At 45.4% G+C, this 16,787-nt stretch carries 17 protein-coding genes; 2 read left to right on the top strand and 15 right to left on the bottom strand.

The window, feature by feature from the left end:
* Positions 1-110 precede the first annotated feature (110 nt).
* Together ACRRSY_RS14410 and ACRRSY_RS14405 are read right to left on the bottom strand one after the other, a co-directional pair.
* Complete coding sequence (locus tag ACRRSY_RS14410) at positions 111-428, bottom strand: hypothetical protein (RefSeq protein ID WP_432452537.1); 318 nt, start codon at positions 426-428, stop codon at positions 111-113.
* 360 nt (positions 429-788) lie between these two features.
* Positions 789-1,682: an EamA family transporter gene (locus tag ACRRSY_RS14405; RefSeq protein ID WP_432463537.1), complete on the bottom strand. Its 894-nt coding sequence runs from the start codon at positions 1,680-1,682 to the stop codon at positions 789-791.
* A gap of 102 nt (positions 1,683-1,784) precedes the next feature.
* Between ACRRSY_RS14405 and ACRRSY_RS14400 the strand changes: the two genes are divergently transcribed.
* Positions 1,785-3,161 (top strand): PLP-dependent aminotransferase family protein, encoded by a 1,377-nt coding sequence (locus tag ACRRSY_RS14400; protein ID WP_432463535.1) that lies wholly within the window; start codon positions 1,785-1,787, stop codon positions 3,159-3,161.
* Positions 3,162-3,223: 62 nt separating this feature from the next.
* On the opposite strand, the gene ACRRSY_RS14395 is transcribed toward ACRRSY_RS14400, so the two are convergent.
* The 12 genes from ACRRSY_RS14395 to ACRRSY_RS14340 all read right to left on the bottom strand — a co-directional run bounded on the left by ACRRSY_RS14395 (position 3,224) and on the right by ACRRSY_RS14340 (position 14,069).
* The gene (locus ACRRSY_RS14395; protein ID WP_432463534.1) at positions 3,224-3,676 is read right to left on the bottom strand and encodes a DUF1499 domain-containing protein; all 453 of its coding nucleotides are present in this window, start codon (positions 3,674-3,676) and stop codon (positions 3,224-3,226) included.
* A gap of 46 nt (positions 3,677-3,722) precedes the next feature.
* Entirely contained in the window at positions 3,723-4,145 is a 423-nt protein-coding gene (locus ACRRSY_RS14390; protein WP_432459683.1) for a VOC family protein, read from the bottom strand.
* Positions 4,146-4,535: 390 nt separating this feature from the next.
* Positions 4,536-6,023 carry a sodium:solute symporter family protein gene (locus ACRRSY_RS14385; RefSeq protein WP_432452542.1) on the bottom strand — a complete coding sequence of 496 codons (1,488 nt, stop codon included), beginning with the start codon at positions 6,021-6,023 and terminating at the stop codon, positions 4,536-4,538.
* A 135-nt stretch (positions 6,024-6,158) separates the two neighbouring features.
* Positions 6,159-7,133 (bottom strand): LysR family transcriptional regulator, encoded by a 975-nt coding sequence (locus ACRRSY_RS14380; RefSeq protein WP_432463532.1) that lies wholly within the window; start codon positions 7,131-7,133, stop codon positions 6,159-6,161.
* A 149-nt stretch (positions 7,134-7,282) separates the two neighbouring features.
* Positions 7,283-8,227, bottom strand: a complete 945-nt coding sequence (locus tag ACRRSY_RS14375; protein ID WP_432452544.1) for a 3-keto-5-aminohexanoate cleavage protein — start codon at positions 8,225-8,227, stop codon at positions 7,283-7,285.
* Between the two features lie 93 nt (positions 8,228-8,320).
* Complete coding sequence (locus ACRRSY_RS14370) at positions 8,321-9,508, bottom strand: acetyl-CoA C-acetyltransferase (protein WP_432452545.1); 1,188 nt, start codon at positions 9,506-9,508, stop codon at positions 8,321-8,323.
* A gap of 90 nt (positions 9,509-9,598) precedes the next feature.
* Positions 9,599-10,564, bottom strand: a complete 966-nt coding sequence (locus tag ACRRSY_RS14365; protein ID WP_432452546.1) for a cyclase family protein — start codon at positions 10,562-10,564, stop codon at positions 9,599-9,601.
* A gap of 17 nt (positions 10,565-10,581) precedes the next feature.
* Entirely contained in the window at positions 10,582-11,532 is a 951-nt protein-coding gene (locus tag ACRRSY_RS14360) for a 3-hydroxyacyl-CoA dehydrogenase family protein (protein WP_432463531.1), read from the bottom strand.
* A 23-nt stretch (positions 11,533-11,555) separates the two neighbouring features.
* A complete protein-coding gene (locus ACRRSY_RS14355) occupies positions 11,556-12,371 on the bottom strand; it encodes an SDR family NAD(P)-dependent oxidoreductase (RefSeq protein WP_432452548.1) in 816 nt (271 codons plus the stop codon).
* A gap of 35 nt (positions 12,372-12,406) precedes the next feature.
* Positions 12,407-12,757, bottom strand: a complete 351-nt coding sequence (locus ACRRSY_RS14350; protein ID WP_432452549.1) for a cupin domain-containing protein — start codon at positions 12,755-12,757, stop codon at positions 12,407-12,409.
* A complete protein-coding gene (locus ACRRSY_RS14345) occupies positions 12,754-13,413 on the bottom strand; it encodes a 3-oxoacid CoA-transferase subunit B (RefSeq protein WP_432452550.1) in 660 nt (219 codons plus the stop codon). Before ACRRSY_RS14345 ends, ACRRSY_RS14350 begins: the two co-directional genes overlap by 4 nt.
* Before the next feature lie 5 nt (positions 13,414-13,418).
* Positions 13,419-14,069 carry a CoA transferase subunit A gene (locus ACRRSY_RS14340; RefSeq protein ID WP_432452551.1) on the bottom strand — a complete coding sequence of 217 codons (651 nt, stop codon included), beginning with the start codon at positions 14,067-14,069 and terminating at the stop codon, positions 13,419-13,421.
* 421 nt (positions 14,070-14,490) lie between these two features.
* On the opposite strand from ACRRSY_RS14340, the gene ACRRSY_RS14335 reads away from it, so the two are divergent.
* Complete coding sequence (locus ACRRSY_RS14335) at positions 14,491-15,918, top strand: esterase-like activity of phytase family protein (protein WP_432463530.1); 1,428 nt, start codon at positions 14,491-14,493, stop codon at positions 15,916-15,918.
* Positions 15,919-16,108: 190 nt separating this feature from the next.
* Here ACRRSY_RS14335 and ACRRSY_RS14330 read toward each other — a convergent pair whose 3' ends face one another.
* Positions 16,109-16,726 (bottom strand): LysE family translocator, encoded by a 618-nt coding sequence (locus tag ACRRSY_RS14330; RefSeq protein ID WP_432463529.1) that lies wholly within the window; start codon positions 16,724-16,726, stop codon positions 16,109-16,111.
* Between the last annotated feature and the right edge of the window lie 61 nt (positions 16,727-16,787).

Here is a 16,787-nt window from a genome sequence, read left to right as displayed (position 1 = left end):
GTTAAGGTCCCGCCGTCGCATACTCTTAATCGTTAATACTTCGCTTAACTTGGTGCTCTATTTAAGAAAACTTAAGTGGTTTTATGCCTTCATACGCGATGCTTTATCTGCTACACCAAGATGGCGATAATGCTACCGACGGTACCGATGGCTTTCAGCACTTGCCCAGCGGTATAGGCACCATCCTCTGTCTCTTCTACTTCGTTAGGTTTATCCATACCTAACACGCCATAACCAAAAGATGTGATAGTACTAGGTTCTGAATCGCTGCTCTTGGTCTCAACTTTATTTTGTTCAAGCTTGGCTGGCCCATCGTTGGCGACTGACAGCTGTGGTTTAGCAGATTCCATGTTGTTGTTCTGTTTTGCTTGCATGGCCGCATTCACTAGATATGCGTTATTGGCTCCGCCTACAGGGGCTATCGACATGAATTGACTCTCCTTTCGATTCTTTTCAACAACTTAGTTATCGACCGCTTGGCAATTAAATTAAGTGATAATTTTACCAATTTAACTTAATTGTACTGTGCCCTCAACCACGCAATAAGTCTTGCGGAACAAAGCTGCGATATGACAAACGTTATTGTAGTCTTTAACCAGATAAATGACATGTCTAATCCACTAATTTGTTAGCGTGATCATAAGCTAATGACTTATATATCCTATACTTTTCTATTTAATGAAGGAGCTGAAAACTGATACCAGATCATAGTTAAGCTGAGAGCCACTTGTCGAATCTAGCGTGCCGTTCCGGCCCCCTTTTTACAAGGGGGGCAATGTTGTTGTGTTTTATAATGGCTTGGTTGAGGCTGATTTTATCGTAAAACCCAAGGGACCGCGGTAAACCACCAAAGCAATTCCAAGCAAGAAGGCGCTGCAAGCCACCCATTGCGTAGGATTAAGTTGTTCCCCATAGACTAAGTAGCCGCTAAATAAGGCAAATACAGAGACCAGTAGCGTAAACGGTGCCATAAGACTCATAGGATATTTGAGTAACATTTTGTTCCAGACCCAATAACCAAATACGGTAGTGGGGTAGGCTTGAAATAGTACCGATAACCATGCCTTGCTGGTCCAATGTTGATAGCTGGTTGCGAGCACATCAACCCCATTAATGAGCACGCTTAAAGCGAGTAGTGGTAGTGGCGCAAACAATATTCCCCAAATGTTAAACGCAAAAGGTGCAGTAGTCCCCGATTGTTTCATAATTACTCCTGCGAGCGGCCAGCAAATAGCCGATATTGAGATCAATAGAATGCCGAGTAGTGTGACATTGCCATTGGTGTAGAGGAGCGATACGATTAATCCGAGCAGGGAAATGCCAATGCCCAACTTCATTCGTGAAGAGATTCGTTCTTTGTAAAACCAAACGCCAGCGAATACGCTAGTCAGCACATCGGTTTGCAATAGCACAGAGGCCATTCCTGAAGATAAGCCAAAGGTGATGGCGCAAGAAGCCATACCCCAGACACCGGTGCCAAAAACCAGGCCGTAGGCGATTAAATGGCGCCAAGCAACCTCAGGCCTTTTAATAAATAAAATCAGCGGGAAAGTTGCACACAAGAAGCGCATTGCAGCAACCAATAGCGGATCGATCTCGCTGACCCCCAGTTTGATCATTGAGAAATTAAATCCCCATATGGCCATCACGCTTAGGCTTAACAATAAATCCCTTAGTTTCATCTGGCTTTATCCCTTATCGATATTTATCGCTAGTGTCACTTGTTGAATAAAACAAGTACAGATACAATTATTTATCATATAAAGGGTACAGTTAGGCTGGCTATGGCAAAATATAAGCAAATCGCTCGACAATTTATTGATGATATTGAAGCAGGCAAGTTGAGCGCTGGAGTGAAAATGCCCTCGCTACGCCGGTTGGCCAATCAGCAAAGCATTAGTATGACCACCGCGGTGAGTTGTTATCAAGAGCTGGAAGCTCTAGGTTGGTTAGTTGCTCGTCCCCAAGCTGGCTTTTTTGTGAGTGCCCGAAGCCAAAATTTGCGGCAACCAGATTGGCAACGGTTTACGAGCAAGGTGGCTAAACCTAAAGTTCAAGCGCATCGCTCGCAGGTGCCAGATGGTCCTTTGGGAAGAGCGCAATTAGCGATAGATGACAGTACGCTGCAATTGGTAAATAAAAGCCTTCGAGCCGCGATTCGACAAACCAGTGCGTTGTTTGGTGATTATCCAGCGCGACAAGGTGAGCCGGTGTTAAGGCAGGTTTTGGCCGGACATTTTACTCAAAATGGCTTGCTATTGAAGGCCGAAGAGTTGGTGATTACGCACGGTTGTATGGATGCGGTGCGCCGAGCTTTGGAAGTTTGTACTCAGCCGGGCGATTCGGTGGCGATAAGCTCGCCCTGTTATGACGGCTTGCTGGACTTATTGTCAGTGCTGGGGCTACAAATTGTTGAGCTTCCTTCGCTCAAAGAGGGGATTGATTTAGCCCAATTAGAAGCGCATTTACAACAGGGGACAGTGCAAGCGGGTTTATTCTGTACTAGCCATATGAACCCGCAGGGGATCACCATGTCTGTTGAGCAGAAGCAACGCTTGGCGAGGCTTGCTGCAGATTATAAAACCCCTATGATTGAAGATGACATATACTTGGAGCTGTCTCACCAAACTCAAATGCCACTGCCAGCCAGCTATTATGATCAATCGGGTTATATGCTCTGGTGTGGTTCGGTTTCAAAAACCTTGTCAGCCAGTCTTCGTGTTGGATGGTGCCGTCCTGGTCGTTATCGACAGGCGTTTATCGAACGAAGTTTTGGGGTGTCGACCATACTCCAATTTGCGTTAGCTGATTTCATTGACAAAGGGGATTACGCTAAACATATGAAGCGAGTACGTTATCAGCTTCAGCAACAAAAACAGCACTACCTTGCCTACCTGACTCAGCACTTACCTCCGTCGAGTCGCATCACCGCTCCTGATGGTGGCTTAGTATTATGGTTGCAGATCCCGGGGTTAGATCCTCAGAAACTAATAAAGCTTGCTCAAGGTGCTCAATTGGATATTCGTGTCGGCCAGCTGTTTACTGCATCGCAACGTTATCAAGACTGTTTAAGGCTTAATATGGGTTGGCCACTTGATCAAAACCTAAAGCAACAACTCGATAGATTGATGGCGATCATGGGTCATAGTGTGCATTGCTAATTAAATTGCAAGCCACTTAAGGATTCTGTTGATTTCACGGTAATGATGACGCTGTTGTCAGTCTATTTTGTTTGATTGCTTAATTCACGGCGAATATGTTCGATGCGTTGGCGATTTACTCCAAAATCATAATATCCGAGGCGCGCTGCGGAGCGAACATGGATTAGGATGTGTTCGTTTTGTTGAGCAAGCAGATAGAACTCAAGATCATCGACAAAGCCAAATAATGCGGAGTGAAATTCTACTCGCAGGTAGTTGGTTTGTTGAGTCACTATATGGCTACGCTTCTCGGCTTTGAGGATCTGTAGTAAACGCTGTTGTGCCTGCAGCATCGTTCCTTGGTAAACTAAAGGCTGAATATAGTTGCCATCGTTTGCCGCTTGGCTGATTACGCAGTTAGGCGAATCGGGACAGGCTTGCAGCAGTTGTTGATGCACGCCAAGCATTGGTGCGCTACCCGAGCAGGCAGTGAGTAGCCATAGGCTTGGCAGTAGGCAGAACACTTGTTTCTTCATCCCTGATCCCTTTTATTTAGCTCAAAAGCATTGCCAGTCGATGCGATTAAGCGGTTCGTATTGCGATGGGATGATCTGGTTTGAGTTGTAATAGATCCCAACGGTTTCCATATAGATCTTCAAACACAGCGACTAAGCCATAATCTTGCTGCTTGGGTTGACGTATAAACTGAATACCATCATCGAGCATACGCTGATAATCTCGCCAAAAATCATCGGTATTTAAAAACAAGAATACTCGTCCACCGGCCTGATTGCCGATAAAATCCTGTTGTTCCGGCTTTGAGGCTTTGGCCAGTAACAAACTTACTCCCTGAGAGTTTGGCGGCGCAACCACCACCCAACGTTTATCTTGTTCGGCTTGATAGCTATCTTCGAGTAACTCAAATTTTAGTTTGTTGACGTAAAAATCGATGGCTTCGTCATAGTCTTTCACGACCAAGGCGATATGAACGATACTCTGCTTCAAAATGAATTCCGTGCTGCTAGGAGAGATATCAAAGCATAGCTTATTTGGTGCTGTCCTGCTCAATATTTATCTTTTTAACTAATTGAAATAACAGAACATAAGTGTATTAATCTGAAGATGTTCAAAGTATTGGCAAACTGAGCGACAGGCATAGAAAAGAGTAACCGGGTGGTTACTCTTTGAGAAAAATCTACTCAGCTTGATTGGCGAAATAGACGGAAAAACAGTAAAACACAAGCCCAACGGCGATAACGCCTAACATCCAATAGGTCGTTTGATCCATGCTTTAATCTCCCTTGAACATGTTAAAAACTTTGGTGATGGTGACCGAACAAATCACGATGATCATGATGACGCAAAATGCGTTTAAGGTCAGTGTGGTGGCGATATTCATAGTACTTCTCCTTCGATAATCGTAGGGACATCAGATTTGGCAAAGAGCGGTTTGTCGCTGTGTTTGACTAAACCAAATAAAATCAGGGTGCTTAGTGAGGCAACAATGGCTACCAGGTGAGCATTTTCGAGAACGCCCATTGCTGGGAAGAGTTCAACAATGGCGTTTTTTAGCGGTGTAATAGACCATGCGCAGTTAACCGCCCAAGACCATACGACAACGGTAAAGGCTGCAGAAGCATTACGTTTCCAAAACAAACCGGCCAAGATAATAAAGAATAACGGGACTAACCAAGCAAATAACCAAGTAATCGCCTTAATCACATTGGGTTGGTTGAATAAAGTGAGTCCAGCAGAAATGATTCCAATAATCAGGATGATAGCTTGGATCATCTGCTTTTCTTTTAACGGGCTCAGTGGTTTTTTACTATTGGCACCAACAATATCTTTGGCAAAAATAGTTGCGGGTGCGAGCGCAGACATGGCAAAGGTGGATAATAAGGCTCCTAAAAATCCTGCTTGTACTAATACCACTAACCACGTTGGCAGTAACTTTACCACCATGGTTGCCCCCGCAAGTTTAGGTCCTAATTCGGAAAACTCTGGAATGGTGGCTGCAGCTAAACCGCATAATACAGGGAACACCCCAAATAACCCGTTAATGGGGGCGGCTATCCATAATGAGCGACGAATGGTACGCTCATCTTTGGCCGACATCGCCGCTGCCATCCCTTGCTGATTAACCGATTGAGCGAAAACCACAGAGAAAATCGCGGCTAAAGCAAAGCCAAACAATAGATCGGGGGTCGCAAAGATGCTTAATTTAAATGTTTCACCGTGTTCTACATAGTATTGCTGTACGCCTTCCCACCCCCCAGGAAGGGCAAATGTAAGGTAACAGCCAGCTAAGATGATTGAGCCATACATGATCACCGCATTGACTAAGTTCACCCACATGGTTTGTTTGATGCCACCCATCATCACATACGCTGTGCCAATTGCCGCACCAACAACCGCCGACCAGCCGAGAGACCAACCACTAATGGCGGAAATACCTATGCCCATTGTTTGTGTTTCTAAGGTCACCAAACCAAACACCACCATTGCTCCAACACAAGCGGTAATCGTTCGTAGTTGTTTGCCGTACATGGTACCAATCAGTTCGGGAATGGTAGAGCAGCCTAGGCGACGCACCCAGCGGCCAGTGCCAAGGCAGATTACACACATCAGAATGGTGTGCGCAAAGCTGAACCACAGCGCTACAGCCCCAACGCTAAACGACATTTCCATTAAACCGTAGACATGCGCCGAGCCCAAGTAAGTAATGGCCAAGGTTATAGAAAACATTGCAAGATTTGCATCTCGTCCGCCGTTTGCCATATCCATTACCACACCAGACTGTCTTTCTTGTTTATTCAGGTATAATCCTATGCCACCGATAACGACCACATTGTAGATTATTACCATGATTAAAACGGTATTCATTTCTTACCCCTTGTTTCACGTTTATAATGTTTTTTTTATTATCAACTATTCGTATAAATAGTTTTTTAAGATGATCACTTTTATAAAATTGTTTTATTTCATCCATGGGAATTGTTTTTTCATGGGTGGCGATCGCTACTTCATTTCATTTATTTTTTCTCTGTTTCTAGAGAGTAGGAAGTCTTTAAATAACTTAGTTGAATGGGTCATGAATCGTTGTGGTAAATAATAAATGTTTAAAAACCAATCATCTGTGTCATAATCGGGGAGTAAACGAACTAAGCGTCCTTCATTAATGTGTCTGGTGACGATGAATTCGGGAAGGTAGGTAATCCCAGATGAGCGTAGACAGGCCGACAGCATCATTTTTGCGTCAGACAATTCGACATATTTTTCTAGTTTTATTGGAACCGCCTCATTATTGTCTTTATAGATCCAAATGTTTTGGTTTTGCAGTGCTTTAGAATAAAGGCAACGGTGATTTCTTAATTCGTCAAGAACCAATGGTTCTCCATTTTTTCGAATATACTCTGGCGAGGCTACCGTAATAAATTTTTGAGTGAGTAAGTTTCGCCGAACTAATAGAAGATCGGCATCTTTGCTTTTGGCGTTGCCTGATATGGCCGAAATAATAAAATCGTGATCTTTGTAATGTTCCATGCCGCGGGGCGTGACGGTGAGTTGCACATTCACCAAAGGGTTATCTTCCAAAAATTCGCTGACGATTGGCATCACCACATTTTCAGCATAAATTGGGGTACAACAGACACGTATATTGCCTCGTGTTTCGGTGGTGAAATGGGTTAGTTCGTTGATCATTAAATTAATATCATCGGTAATTTCAGAAAATTTACTGTATAGAAAATTGCCGGCTTCGGTTAATCGTTCATTGGGATTATTTCGTTGGTATAAACTAATGCCTAGATCTAATTCTAAGTCATTCAACCAACGCGAACCGGTACTGGTTGATATATTTAGTGTTTCAGCTGCTTTGGTGATGGAACCAGCATTTATCAGTTCAATAAAAAATAACATTCTTACAAGTTGTTGTGGGTCAATGTTATTTGCTTGGTTGTGTGTGCAGCCTTTTTTAAAGTTTTCATCTAACATAATGTTCTCGAGTTATTAAATGGTTAGACGTATCTTATTGAACTTAACTGTTGTACTTAATCATCCATGTTCATTATTGAGCTCTAGCTCTAAAAATGGGGAGTTTAATTAAAATACCTCCCCAATAGGCATCGTATAAATCGAGTGACTTAAGACGAATAGTTTTTCCAGCTTGGGAAGTTAGCTTTGTTTAACTTAAGGATCTGTCGCGCTTCATCAGGAGTCGCAATTTGTAAGTCGTTACAGGCAAGCATGCGCTGAGTGCGCTCAACAAATTCAACATTCGATTTTGCCAATTGGCCTTTACGGTAGTACACGTTGTCTTCCATACCGACTCGTATGTGACCGCCAAGTGCAATACAAGCGTTGATAATTGGCAAATGGCCTCGTCCAATACCTAATCCGCCCCAAGTGAAGTTGCTTCCCCAGTGACGACGTACTTCATCGAGCATTTGCAGTAAGATGTGCACTTCGGCAGGTGAGCCACCAGGCGCTCCGAGCACAAATTGAAAGTGAGGTGTTAAAAATGGGTTGTGTACTTCCGGTTGACCTTCCTGTTGGGCTTTTTGGTTTTGTTTGTTGATGCTGTTGCGATAAAACAACACGTTATGGATCATGCCAATGTCGAAAATTTCTATTTCAGGGGTGACCTGAACTAAAGGCATTTGTTGTGCGAGTTTACCTAGAAAAACCGGATTATTTTCAAAAATACAGCTGTGAGCCCAATTCATGGTACCCGCATCAAAGGTGGCGATTTCAGGGCGTAATTCCTGGAAAGGTAGCATACGCACTTCATCTTCAAGACCCAGCCCTCCAGATGTGGTCAAGTTGATGACGATGTCGCATTTAGCTTCTCGGATATATTGAACGGTTTCACGAAACGCATTGATATCCATCGATGCATTTTGCTGTGTATCACGCACATGAATATGCGCAATAGATGCCCCTGCAGCATGGCAAGCGATGATCTCGTCGGCTTGTTCACGTGGTGTCACAGGGACGTCAGGAAACATCTCTTTCTTCGGCCATGCACCAGTACACGCGACGGTTAATATTCTTTTGTTTTGTAAACTCATGATTAAATTTCCCTTCATTTTGTCCTCCTGACCCAAATTCAAGGTGCACTGAAGCAAACAAGCAATGTTGTCTATTTCGTATACCTTGTTTTGGGTGTGGAGAAGTGAGTGTTAGTTAGGTCGTTTCACAATAACGGCAACTCCCTGGCCACCGCCGATACATAAGGTGGCAAGGCCATGCTCTTGTTTACGCTTGACCAGTTCATTGACCAGCGTTACCAAGATGCGAGCACCTGAAGCACCAATTGGATGGCCAAGTGCGATGGCACCACCGTTGACGTTGGTGATGCTTGGATCAAGATCAAGACCTCTTGTTACGGCGAGCGCTTGGGAGGCGAAGGCCTCATTTGCTTCGACTAATTGGATGTCGCGAATGTTTAAACCCGCGTTTTGTAGCGCTTTTGAACTCGCAGGAACAGGGGCATACCCCATGGTTTGAGGATCGACACCGGCAGAAGCTTGGGCGACAATTTCAACCAAAGGTTGTAGTTTTAGTTCAGCTGCTTTTTGCTTACTCATCAGAACTAATGCCGCTGCGCCATCGTTTAAGCCCGAGGAATTTGCAGCGGTAACCGTACCGGAACCGTCTTTGATAAAGGCCGGTTTCGGTTTCGAAATACTGCCTAAGCTTGAATCAAAGCGTGGAAATTCATCGTTATCAACCACCACATCGCCTTTACGTGAAGAGATCACGACTGGGGCGATTTCATCTTTAAATCGTCCCGATGTGATCGCCGCTTCTGCTCGGTTTTGCGACTGAAGGGCGAAGCGGTCTTGCTCTGCACGTGAGATATCGTACTGTTTGGCAAGGTTCTCGGCAGTGATGCCCATATGGAATCCGCCAAATGCGTCGGTTAAACCATCACACAGCATGGTATCGGTTAACTTTGCATGGCCCGCTTTGATGCCGATACGATGGGATTGCAATAAGTGACCAGCATTCGACATCGACTCCATTCCACCAGCAACCACTATATCGACCTCACCAGTACGAATTTGATTGGCTGCTTCCATCACTGCTTTTAAACCCGAACCACAGACCATTGACACGAGACTGGCAGTTTTTTCATCGGGGATCCCAGCTAATTTGGCGACTTGCCGAGCCGGATTTTGTCCTAGGCCTGCAGAAAGCACATTTCCTAAAACCACATGGTCAACTTGCTCAGGTCGAATGCCTGCCGCTTCAATCGCCGCTTTGACTGCGACAGTGCCAAGTTCTATCGCCGATACATTCACAAATGCACCGAGATAGCTACCAATTGCAGTGCGTTTGGCACTTACAATGACTACATCTTTCATATTTGTAACCTCAAAAAAAGATCCCGCTGCTACCTCACTCTAGGCAAGAGCACATTGCTCATCCCCTGAGCAGAGGGATCAAACTCGATATTAGTGATCGCCAAATGGATAGACACGATCGGCAACTGGATTGACTTGGTTGTCATCAATGATGGCCATCAGGCGAGTCATCGAACCGTCACCGCAGTAAAGGTTTAACGGTGTGCCAATAATGGTGCAGCGTTTGCCTGCAATTTTTGCCACATTACCGCCAACGTTTTCCCAGCCAACTTTACCGTTGCCTAGTAATAATTTATGGCAGGGCTCCCATACACCGTTGCACAGGCCTTTCGATTCAACTAAGCCATACAGATCTTGGTATGCAGCTTCGCCATGGATTTCTTTATACAGCTCACGATCAAAGTGGGCGTATTCCTCAATTCCAAATTTGGCAATATATTCTTCTTTGAGTGGTAAACCGGAATAGCCTTCCAGATTCATTGAAAGATGTCCGGCGCACTTCTCTGCAATAGAGGTATGCAGTGGGTGGTCAAGGGCTTGTTGGTCAACTCCCAGCGCTTTAATGTCGTGGCGTACACACCAGTGGCCCACTGATGCACCGACGCCAGTGGCATAATGGTAGTATTGTTTGCTGTCGTCCCATTTCTGAGCCATGCCGGTATATATGATGACAATCATTCCTTGTAGCTCTTGATGCGTGACGCCGGTCTTAGCCAATGCTTCATCTAGATGTTCGGCTTTGATTAGGGTCCATTGCTCAAGGTGAGAAAGGTCCAGGCATACGGCGTCGCCGCAATAGGCACTGAGTTCCATTTCATGGGTATAGCGAGCTCGCCGACCATCAAACTCAGTTTCAATCACATGACGGGGGGAGTCTGCGTGGGTACCGCAGTGCATTGGCATTTTAAAATACTGGGTCAGAACCCCTGATTTTGCCAAGCCGTGTGCTCGAGAGACTTCTGGCTGAGGAAAATAAGGCCACTGTGGTGATTGGTTGCCAATTGGGTGAGACAAATCAACAATGGTTTTACCCTTAAAAAAGTTATGGTTGGACATCTTGTTTCTCCGTTAAATTAGGCGTTTTGTTGTCTGTATTTAGTTTGATCAATCAGGTATTGAAATAGTCGATTCTTTGATTCTGTAGCAGAGGCTTCGCTCCAGTGCTGGAAGCCTTCTCCAGTTTTGAACCCTTGTTTCCCTTCGGCAACTAGTTGCTTTAGCTTGGTACTTGGCTCAAGTCCTGAATACAGATGTTCAAAGATATAGTTGTGAATATTCAAGCTGAGTTTGGTTGAGACCATGTCTGCGTTTTCAAACGGTGCAATTTGTGGCAGCCGAAAACCGAAAGAATTTTTGATGCACTCATCGATGGTATTTGCATCGGCAATCCCTTGATCGAGCATGTAGAAGGCTTCACGCCATAGGGCGTGTTGTAATCGATTGGCTAAAAATCCTGGAACATCTTTTTTGCATTCGGCAGGGGCTTTACCGCACTCCTGCAACAAATGCATCGCGCTACTAACAATATCATCGCGGCTTGCTTGAGTACGGATCACCTCTACCAGTGGGATTAATACCGCTGGATTCCAAAAGTGCATACCAATCACCCGGTCTCGTTTTTCGACGGCAGCGGCAATTTCGGTGATTGACTTGACCGAGGTGCCAGAGGCAAAAATACATTCGGGCTTGGCGTACTCTTCCATCTCTTTAAAAGTGGCATGTTTGATTTCCATGACCTCTGGTACCGATTCGAAGATTAAATCGGCATCTGCATAGGCTTCAATGGCATCAGCAGTCACTGATACGCGATCGAGAATGCCATCTTTTTTGCTCTCATCGAGCAGGCCTTCGCGAACAAACATATCCAGTTGAGCTGACATATCCTCAATAGCGGTACAGTTTGAAACATTGCGGGTTTTGATGGTGACGTTACGACCACCGCCGGAAAATATTTGAGCGATACCCACTCCCATCATTCCCGATCCACCCACAATGGTGATGTTTTTGATATCTAAACTATTCATTTATGTTTTCTCTTATTGATTGCTTAACCTGCGGTACAGCCGCCATCGACGTAGATGATTTGGCCGTTAATAAAATTCGCACCAGCAGAAGAGAGGAATAACACCAAGCCGATCATGTCTTTTGTTTCGGCGACACGCCCCATAGGCAATCGAGCAAGAAATGGCGCGATGCGATCGGGATCTTCACAAATTTCTTGGGTGAGTGGTGATTTGATCAGGGTGGGCGCTATTGCATTCACATTGATGGAGAAGTCTTGTTTAGCGCCTTTGATTGCCCATTCGGTAGCAAGTTGTTTGGTCAGCGAATCAACAGCTGCCTTGGATGCTGCATAGGCAGCATAACCGTCGGGGTGGCCACAGAATCCACGTACACTTGAGGTATTCACAATTTTGCCATGGCCTTGCTGCATGAAGTATTGACCAAACACTTGGCAGGGCACTAAGGTGCCAGTGACATTAACGTTTAATACTTGGTTAAACTTGTCGACGGGTATTTCTTCTGCCGGGGCACGAAAGGCCATACCAGCGTTATTAACCAGAATGTCGATGCGGCCATAGGTTTCATGTACTTGTTTCACAATTGCCTGTTGTGCCTCAACACTGGTTACATCGCCACAAATCGCTGTACATTCCCCACCCACTTGAGCAACACTGCGCACCGTCTCTTCTAGAGTTTCCATACGACGTGCCGTGACGATTGTTTTGGCACCGTGTAGTGCAAATGCCTGAGCATAGGCTGCCCCTAGGGTGCCGTTGCCGCCGGTAATCACCACAACTTTGTCTTGTAGGTCAAAACATTTACGGGCGAATTCGTCGCTCCAACTTGATGTCATCACCATTTTTATTTCCTCGTTATTTGATTTAAATCGTTTACTTATGCTGAGACCGTGACTAAAACCACCGCATCGGTATTGCTGCTATTCCACATTTTTCGTTTTTCATTTGGCTGCAAGCTAATGGATTCGAAACGATTGACTACATAGCTCTGGCCAGCTTCATTTTCGACGGTAATTTGACCCTCGATAACGAAGTAACTTTTCTCGGTGCCAGCGCCAAATGTGCCTTCTCCGTATTGCCAGTCGGCTCCTCCATCGGCCTTAAAAGTCGACAAGCCTTGCCAGAACTTTGTGAGGCCTGTGTCTTCGCCCTGAACTTTTAAACAGGACACATTGAAATGCTTGGGCGGTTGGTATTGGTTTAGTGTTTCCAATTGCGATAGCTTCATTTTTCTTCTCCAAATAGCTTGATAGATCCAGCGATCACCAGTTCGGTTCCGGTTTTTTGAATCACTTCTTCAACGCTGGTGTTATAGGCAATTTCTAGTAGTAACAAGCCCGCTTTCGTGGGTTTAATCACCGCTAGTTCGGTAACGATGAGGTCGACACAATGGCTTGCTGTGAGTGGCAGGGTGCATTGATTAAGAATTTTGGGCTCACCGTTTTTATTGCAATGAGTCATCATGATGATGACTTTCTTGGCCCCGTTCACCAGATCCATTGCACCGCCCATTCCGGCCACCATTTTTCCGGGGATCATGTAGTTAGCGAGATTGCCATGTCGGTCGACTTCCATGGCGCCAAGAACGGTTGCGTCTACGTGTCCTCCACGGATCAGCGCAAACGATAGGCTCGAATCAAAATAAGCCGCACCGTGGCAAGCCGTCGCGGCTTGGCCGCCCGCATTTGTGAGGTCCCAGTCTTCTTGCCCTGCTATAGCCGTCGAATCCAGACCGACCATGCCATTCTCTGATTGAAAGATGACGTGTTTTTCAGGTGCCACAAAATCTGCCACCAGAGTGGGCATGCCAATCCCAAGATTCACCAGGTCTCCAATATTGAGTTCTTCAGCGACGCGTTTAGCGATAAGGTTTTTAATTGACATATTGTTTACTCCACGATGAAATCGACAAGAACCGACGGCAGGGTAAATAACGCTGGTTCGACATGGTCGTAATCGATGATTTGCTCAGGCTCTACCAGAACCAGTTCGCCAGCGGTTGCCATCACAGGATTAAAATTGGCGGCGGTTTTGTTGAAGCTGGAGTTGCCGTATGGGTCGCTCAGATGGGTACGAATTAGTGAAACATCTGCTTTAAGTGGTTCTTCAATTAGGTAGCGTTGACCTGCCACTGTGACTTGTTGTTTCGCGTCTTCGACCAGAGTATTGAGCCCTGTTTTGGTTAAGACTCCACCAAGACCAGCTCCCCCTGCGCGAATTTGCTCGGCTAAGGTGCCTTGTGGGATTAACTCAACCTGCATTTCTCCACTATTCATTTTTTCACCGGCAATTCGATTTAAGCCGATGTGGGATGCAATTAACTTACTTACTTGACCATTTTTAATGAGTTTGCCGACGCCTTTGTCTGGTAGACCTGCGTCGTTACAAATAACGGTAAGATTGGTGATATTTTTTTCTACCAGGGCATCGATCAACTTCTCTGGCGTACCAACCGTCATAAACCCGCCAACCATCACCGTCATCCCATCTTGGATATGTGCGATGGCTTGTTGGGGGCTAAGAGTTTGTTTACTGAGCATGACTTCTATCTCTGTCGCAATGAACTTGAGGCAGACTTTACGCCGAAGAGAATTGGAACAAATAGCGTCAGCGGGAAGGGGGCTTGCATTGTTGGGAGCGGATCTACGATTGAGCTCACACATTGCTTTTCTGGCGGTTGGCGGTCACACATTTTGCGGTCTTTTTTGCGCTGATGGGACTCGCGGTTCCATTCATGCAAATTTTATCCGAGTGAGTTCATACAAAAGTTTGATGATTTTGATGAACCATTTTTATCGTGCTGTAGCTTGGGTAGGTATTTTTGTCACAACAAGAGCAGCGGTGCTTCGAAAGGTTTCCGCACAACGGCATCGTTGAGTGGTCATTAAAATGTCATAGCCGTTGATTAGGCTAGGGAAAGAGTCACCAAACACGGCAGTTTTAACAGTAAAGGGAACGACCATGAGCAATCAAGCCTGCTTAGCAGGAATCATTTCAGCGAGCCTTTTAGTTGCTTGTACCCATTCAGCAACTACAGCGCCAACTACAGCGACCGGTTTTGTAGATAGTTTTCCTCAGCAGGGGAGTCGTCTGCCTTACACGGTATTGCGAGATGATCTTATCGACGCTAAAACCAGTTTACCCTTGGAAATTCGTAATGGTGGTTTTGGCTCGGCCATGACCGGCAATCCAAATCAAGCGAATCAGTTTTACGCACTGACCGACCGAGGTCCGAACGCGAATTACAGTGGTGATTACGGGAAAGGGAAGAGCTTTCCAACGGCTAGTTACACGCCGCGGATCGGCTTATTTGAAGTGGCTGAGAATGGCGAGATCAGCCTCCTAAAAACTATTTTGCTAAAACGGCCAGATGGCAGCCTTATTTCAGGTTTACCCAATAGCTCGGCATTGGGTGGGACAGGTGAAACGCCTTATCATGCCAATGGCAAGCCAGTGTTGGTGAATGACAATCGGCCTTATGATGCGCAGCGTAATCCAATTAAGCTGGATGATTTTGGTTTAGATGGGGAAGGTTTAGCAGCCTTGCGCGATGGTACTTTCTGGGTGAGCGATGAATATGGCCCACATCTGGTTCATTTTGATGCCAATGGGGTGGAACTTGAACGGATGAATGCGTTTCAAAACGACAAGCGGGCGACTTACCACTTGCCTGCGGTGTTTCAGCATCGACGTGCCAATCGAGGTATGGAAGGTTTAGCAATTACGCCAGACCAAAGCACCTTGGTGGGGATCATGCAGTCCACCATGAAAAATCCTGATAAAGCGGCACAAAAAGGCGATTTGACTCGTATCGTGAGTATTGCCTTAGCTAATGGCAAAACTGAACAGTATTTATATCGTCAGCAGAAAAAACAAAACTCAAATTCTGAGTTGGCGGCTTTGACCAGCCATGATTTTCTAGTGATAGAACGTGATGGTGGTTTTTTGCTGGGCGGGCCTAAGGGGGCTAGTAAAGCCAACCCCAAAGTGCAGAAACAAGTGTATCGCATCGATCTTCACAGCGGGACGCCGCTTTCTCAAGTGCCTTTATCGGCTTCAGTGACCCGCGATCCCAGCCTTGGATTACTGATTGACGGTTTAACGCTGGAGCAATACAGCGAAAAGTATGGCTGGGATGCTCTGGCTGAACATGGGATTAAGCCGGTGACGAAAACCTTGGTGGTGGATATGGTGCAAGCGGTCGCCTATCCACACGACAAGATGGAAGGCTTGTGGGTGATTGATCAACAGCATCTGGGGGTGCTGAATGATGATGACTTCGCTACTTGGTCAACGAAGGGGAAGTTAGAACAAAAACATCTCGATGCCAACACGGTTGATCACAACCACTTGTATATCATTAAGGCCGATCTTTTTGGCGTAAAATAGCCGATTGCTTGCAGCATCCGGCGAAAATAATTTGACTTTGTTGCTTTATAAAGTAGCACTGGGTGGTCGATATTCGACTCACCCAGTGGATACTGCTGGTGATTATTCAAGTTTTTAGCTTGCATTCAAATCGCCCTCGAGAGAGTAAATGAGACAAATTTTTTTGTTATCCTGTTGCCAAAATATGCGGTTACAACTGTTTACTGGCTAACAGTGCAGCGCCAAAAGAAACTAAGCCAGCACCGCACAGTTGATTGATCCGCTGCCCAAAGCGTTGAAAAATATTTGAGCTCCCTTTGCTGGTGACAACAAACGACAGCAAGCTAAACCAAATCCCATGGAGCAGGGCAATGTATAAGCCATAGACGATAACGAAGCCGAGTGTACTGTTGTCTGTAGTGAGCAGTTGGCTAAATACACTGAGAAAAAACAGCATCGTTTTTGGGTTTAGTAAGTTACATAAAAACCCCTGCATCACATATTTGCCAGCAGTTTGATGGGGTTGTTTTACATGTTGCTCACTGATTTGGGTTTTTGAAGCGAATAAGCCACAGATCCCCAAGTAGATAAGATAGAGCGCGCCTATATATTTGATGGCGTTAAACAGAAAAATATTTTGTGAGATTAGGTGACTAATCCCGAATATAGAATAGCTGCTATGTACGCAGATACTGAGCGCTATGCCAAGCGCGGTGAGCATGCCAGCAGTTCGGCCCTTAGCCATGCTGTTTTTAAGCACTAAAACAAAGTCAGAACCGGGACTAACAACAATAAGAAAACCAAAAACTGCTAAACTCAAAAACTCCATAACTTCCCTGATAGGTTGAGGATTTGAATTTATTGTATCTATTTTTAGTTTATATATAATC

It is taken from the genome of Agarivorans sp. QJM3NY_33, from assembly GCF_050870865.2.
In the GTDB taxonomy this organism is placed as follows: domain Bacteria; phylum Pseudomonadota; class Gammaproteobacteria; order Enterobacterales; family Celerinatantimonadaceae; genus Agarivorans.
This window is presented reverse-complemented; position numbering and strand designations above follow the sequence as displayed.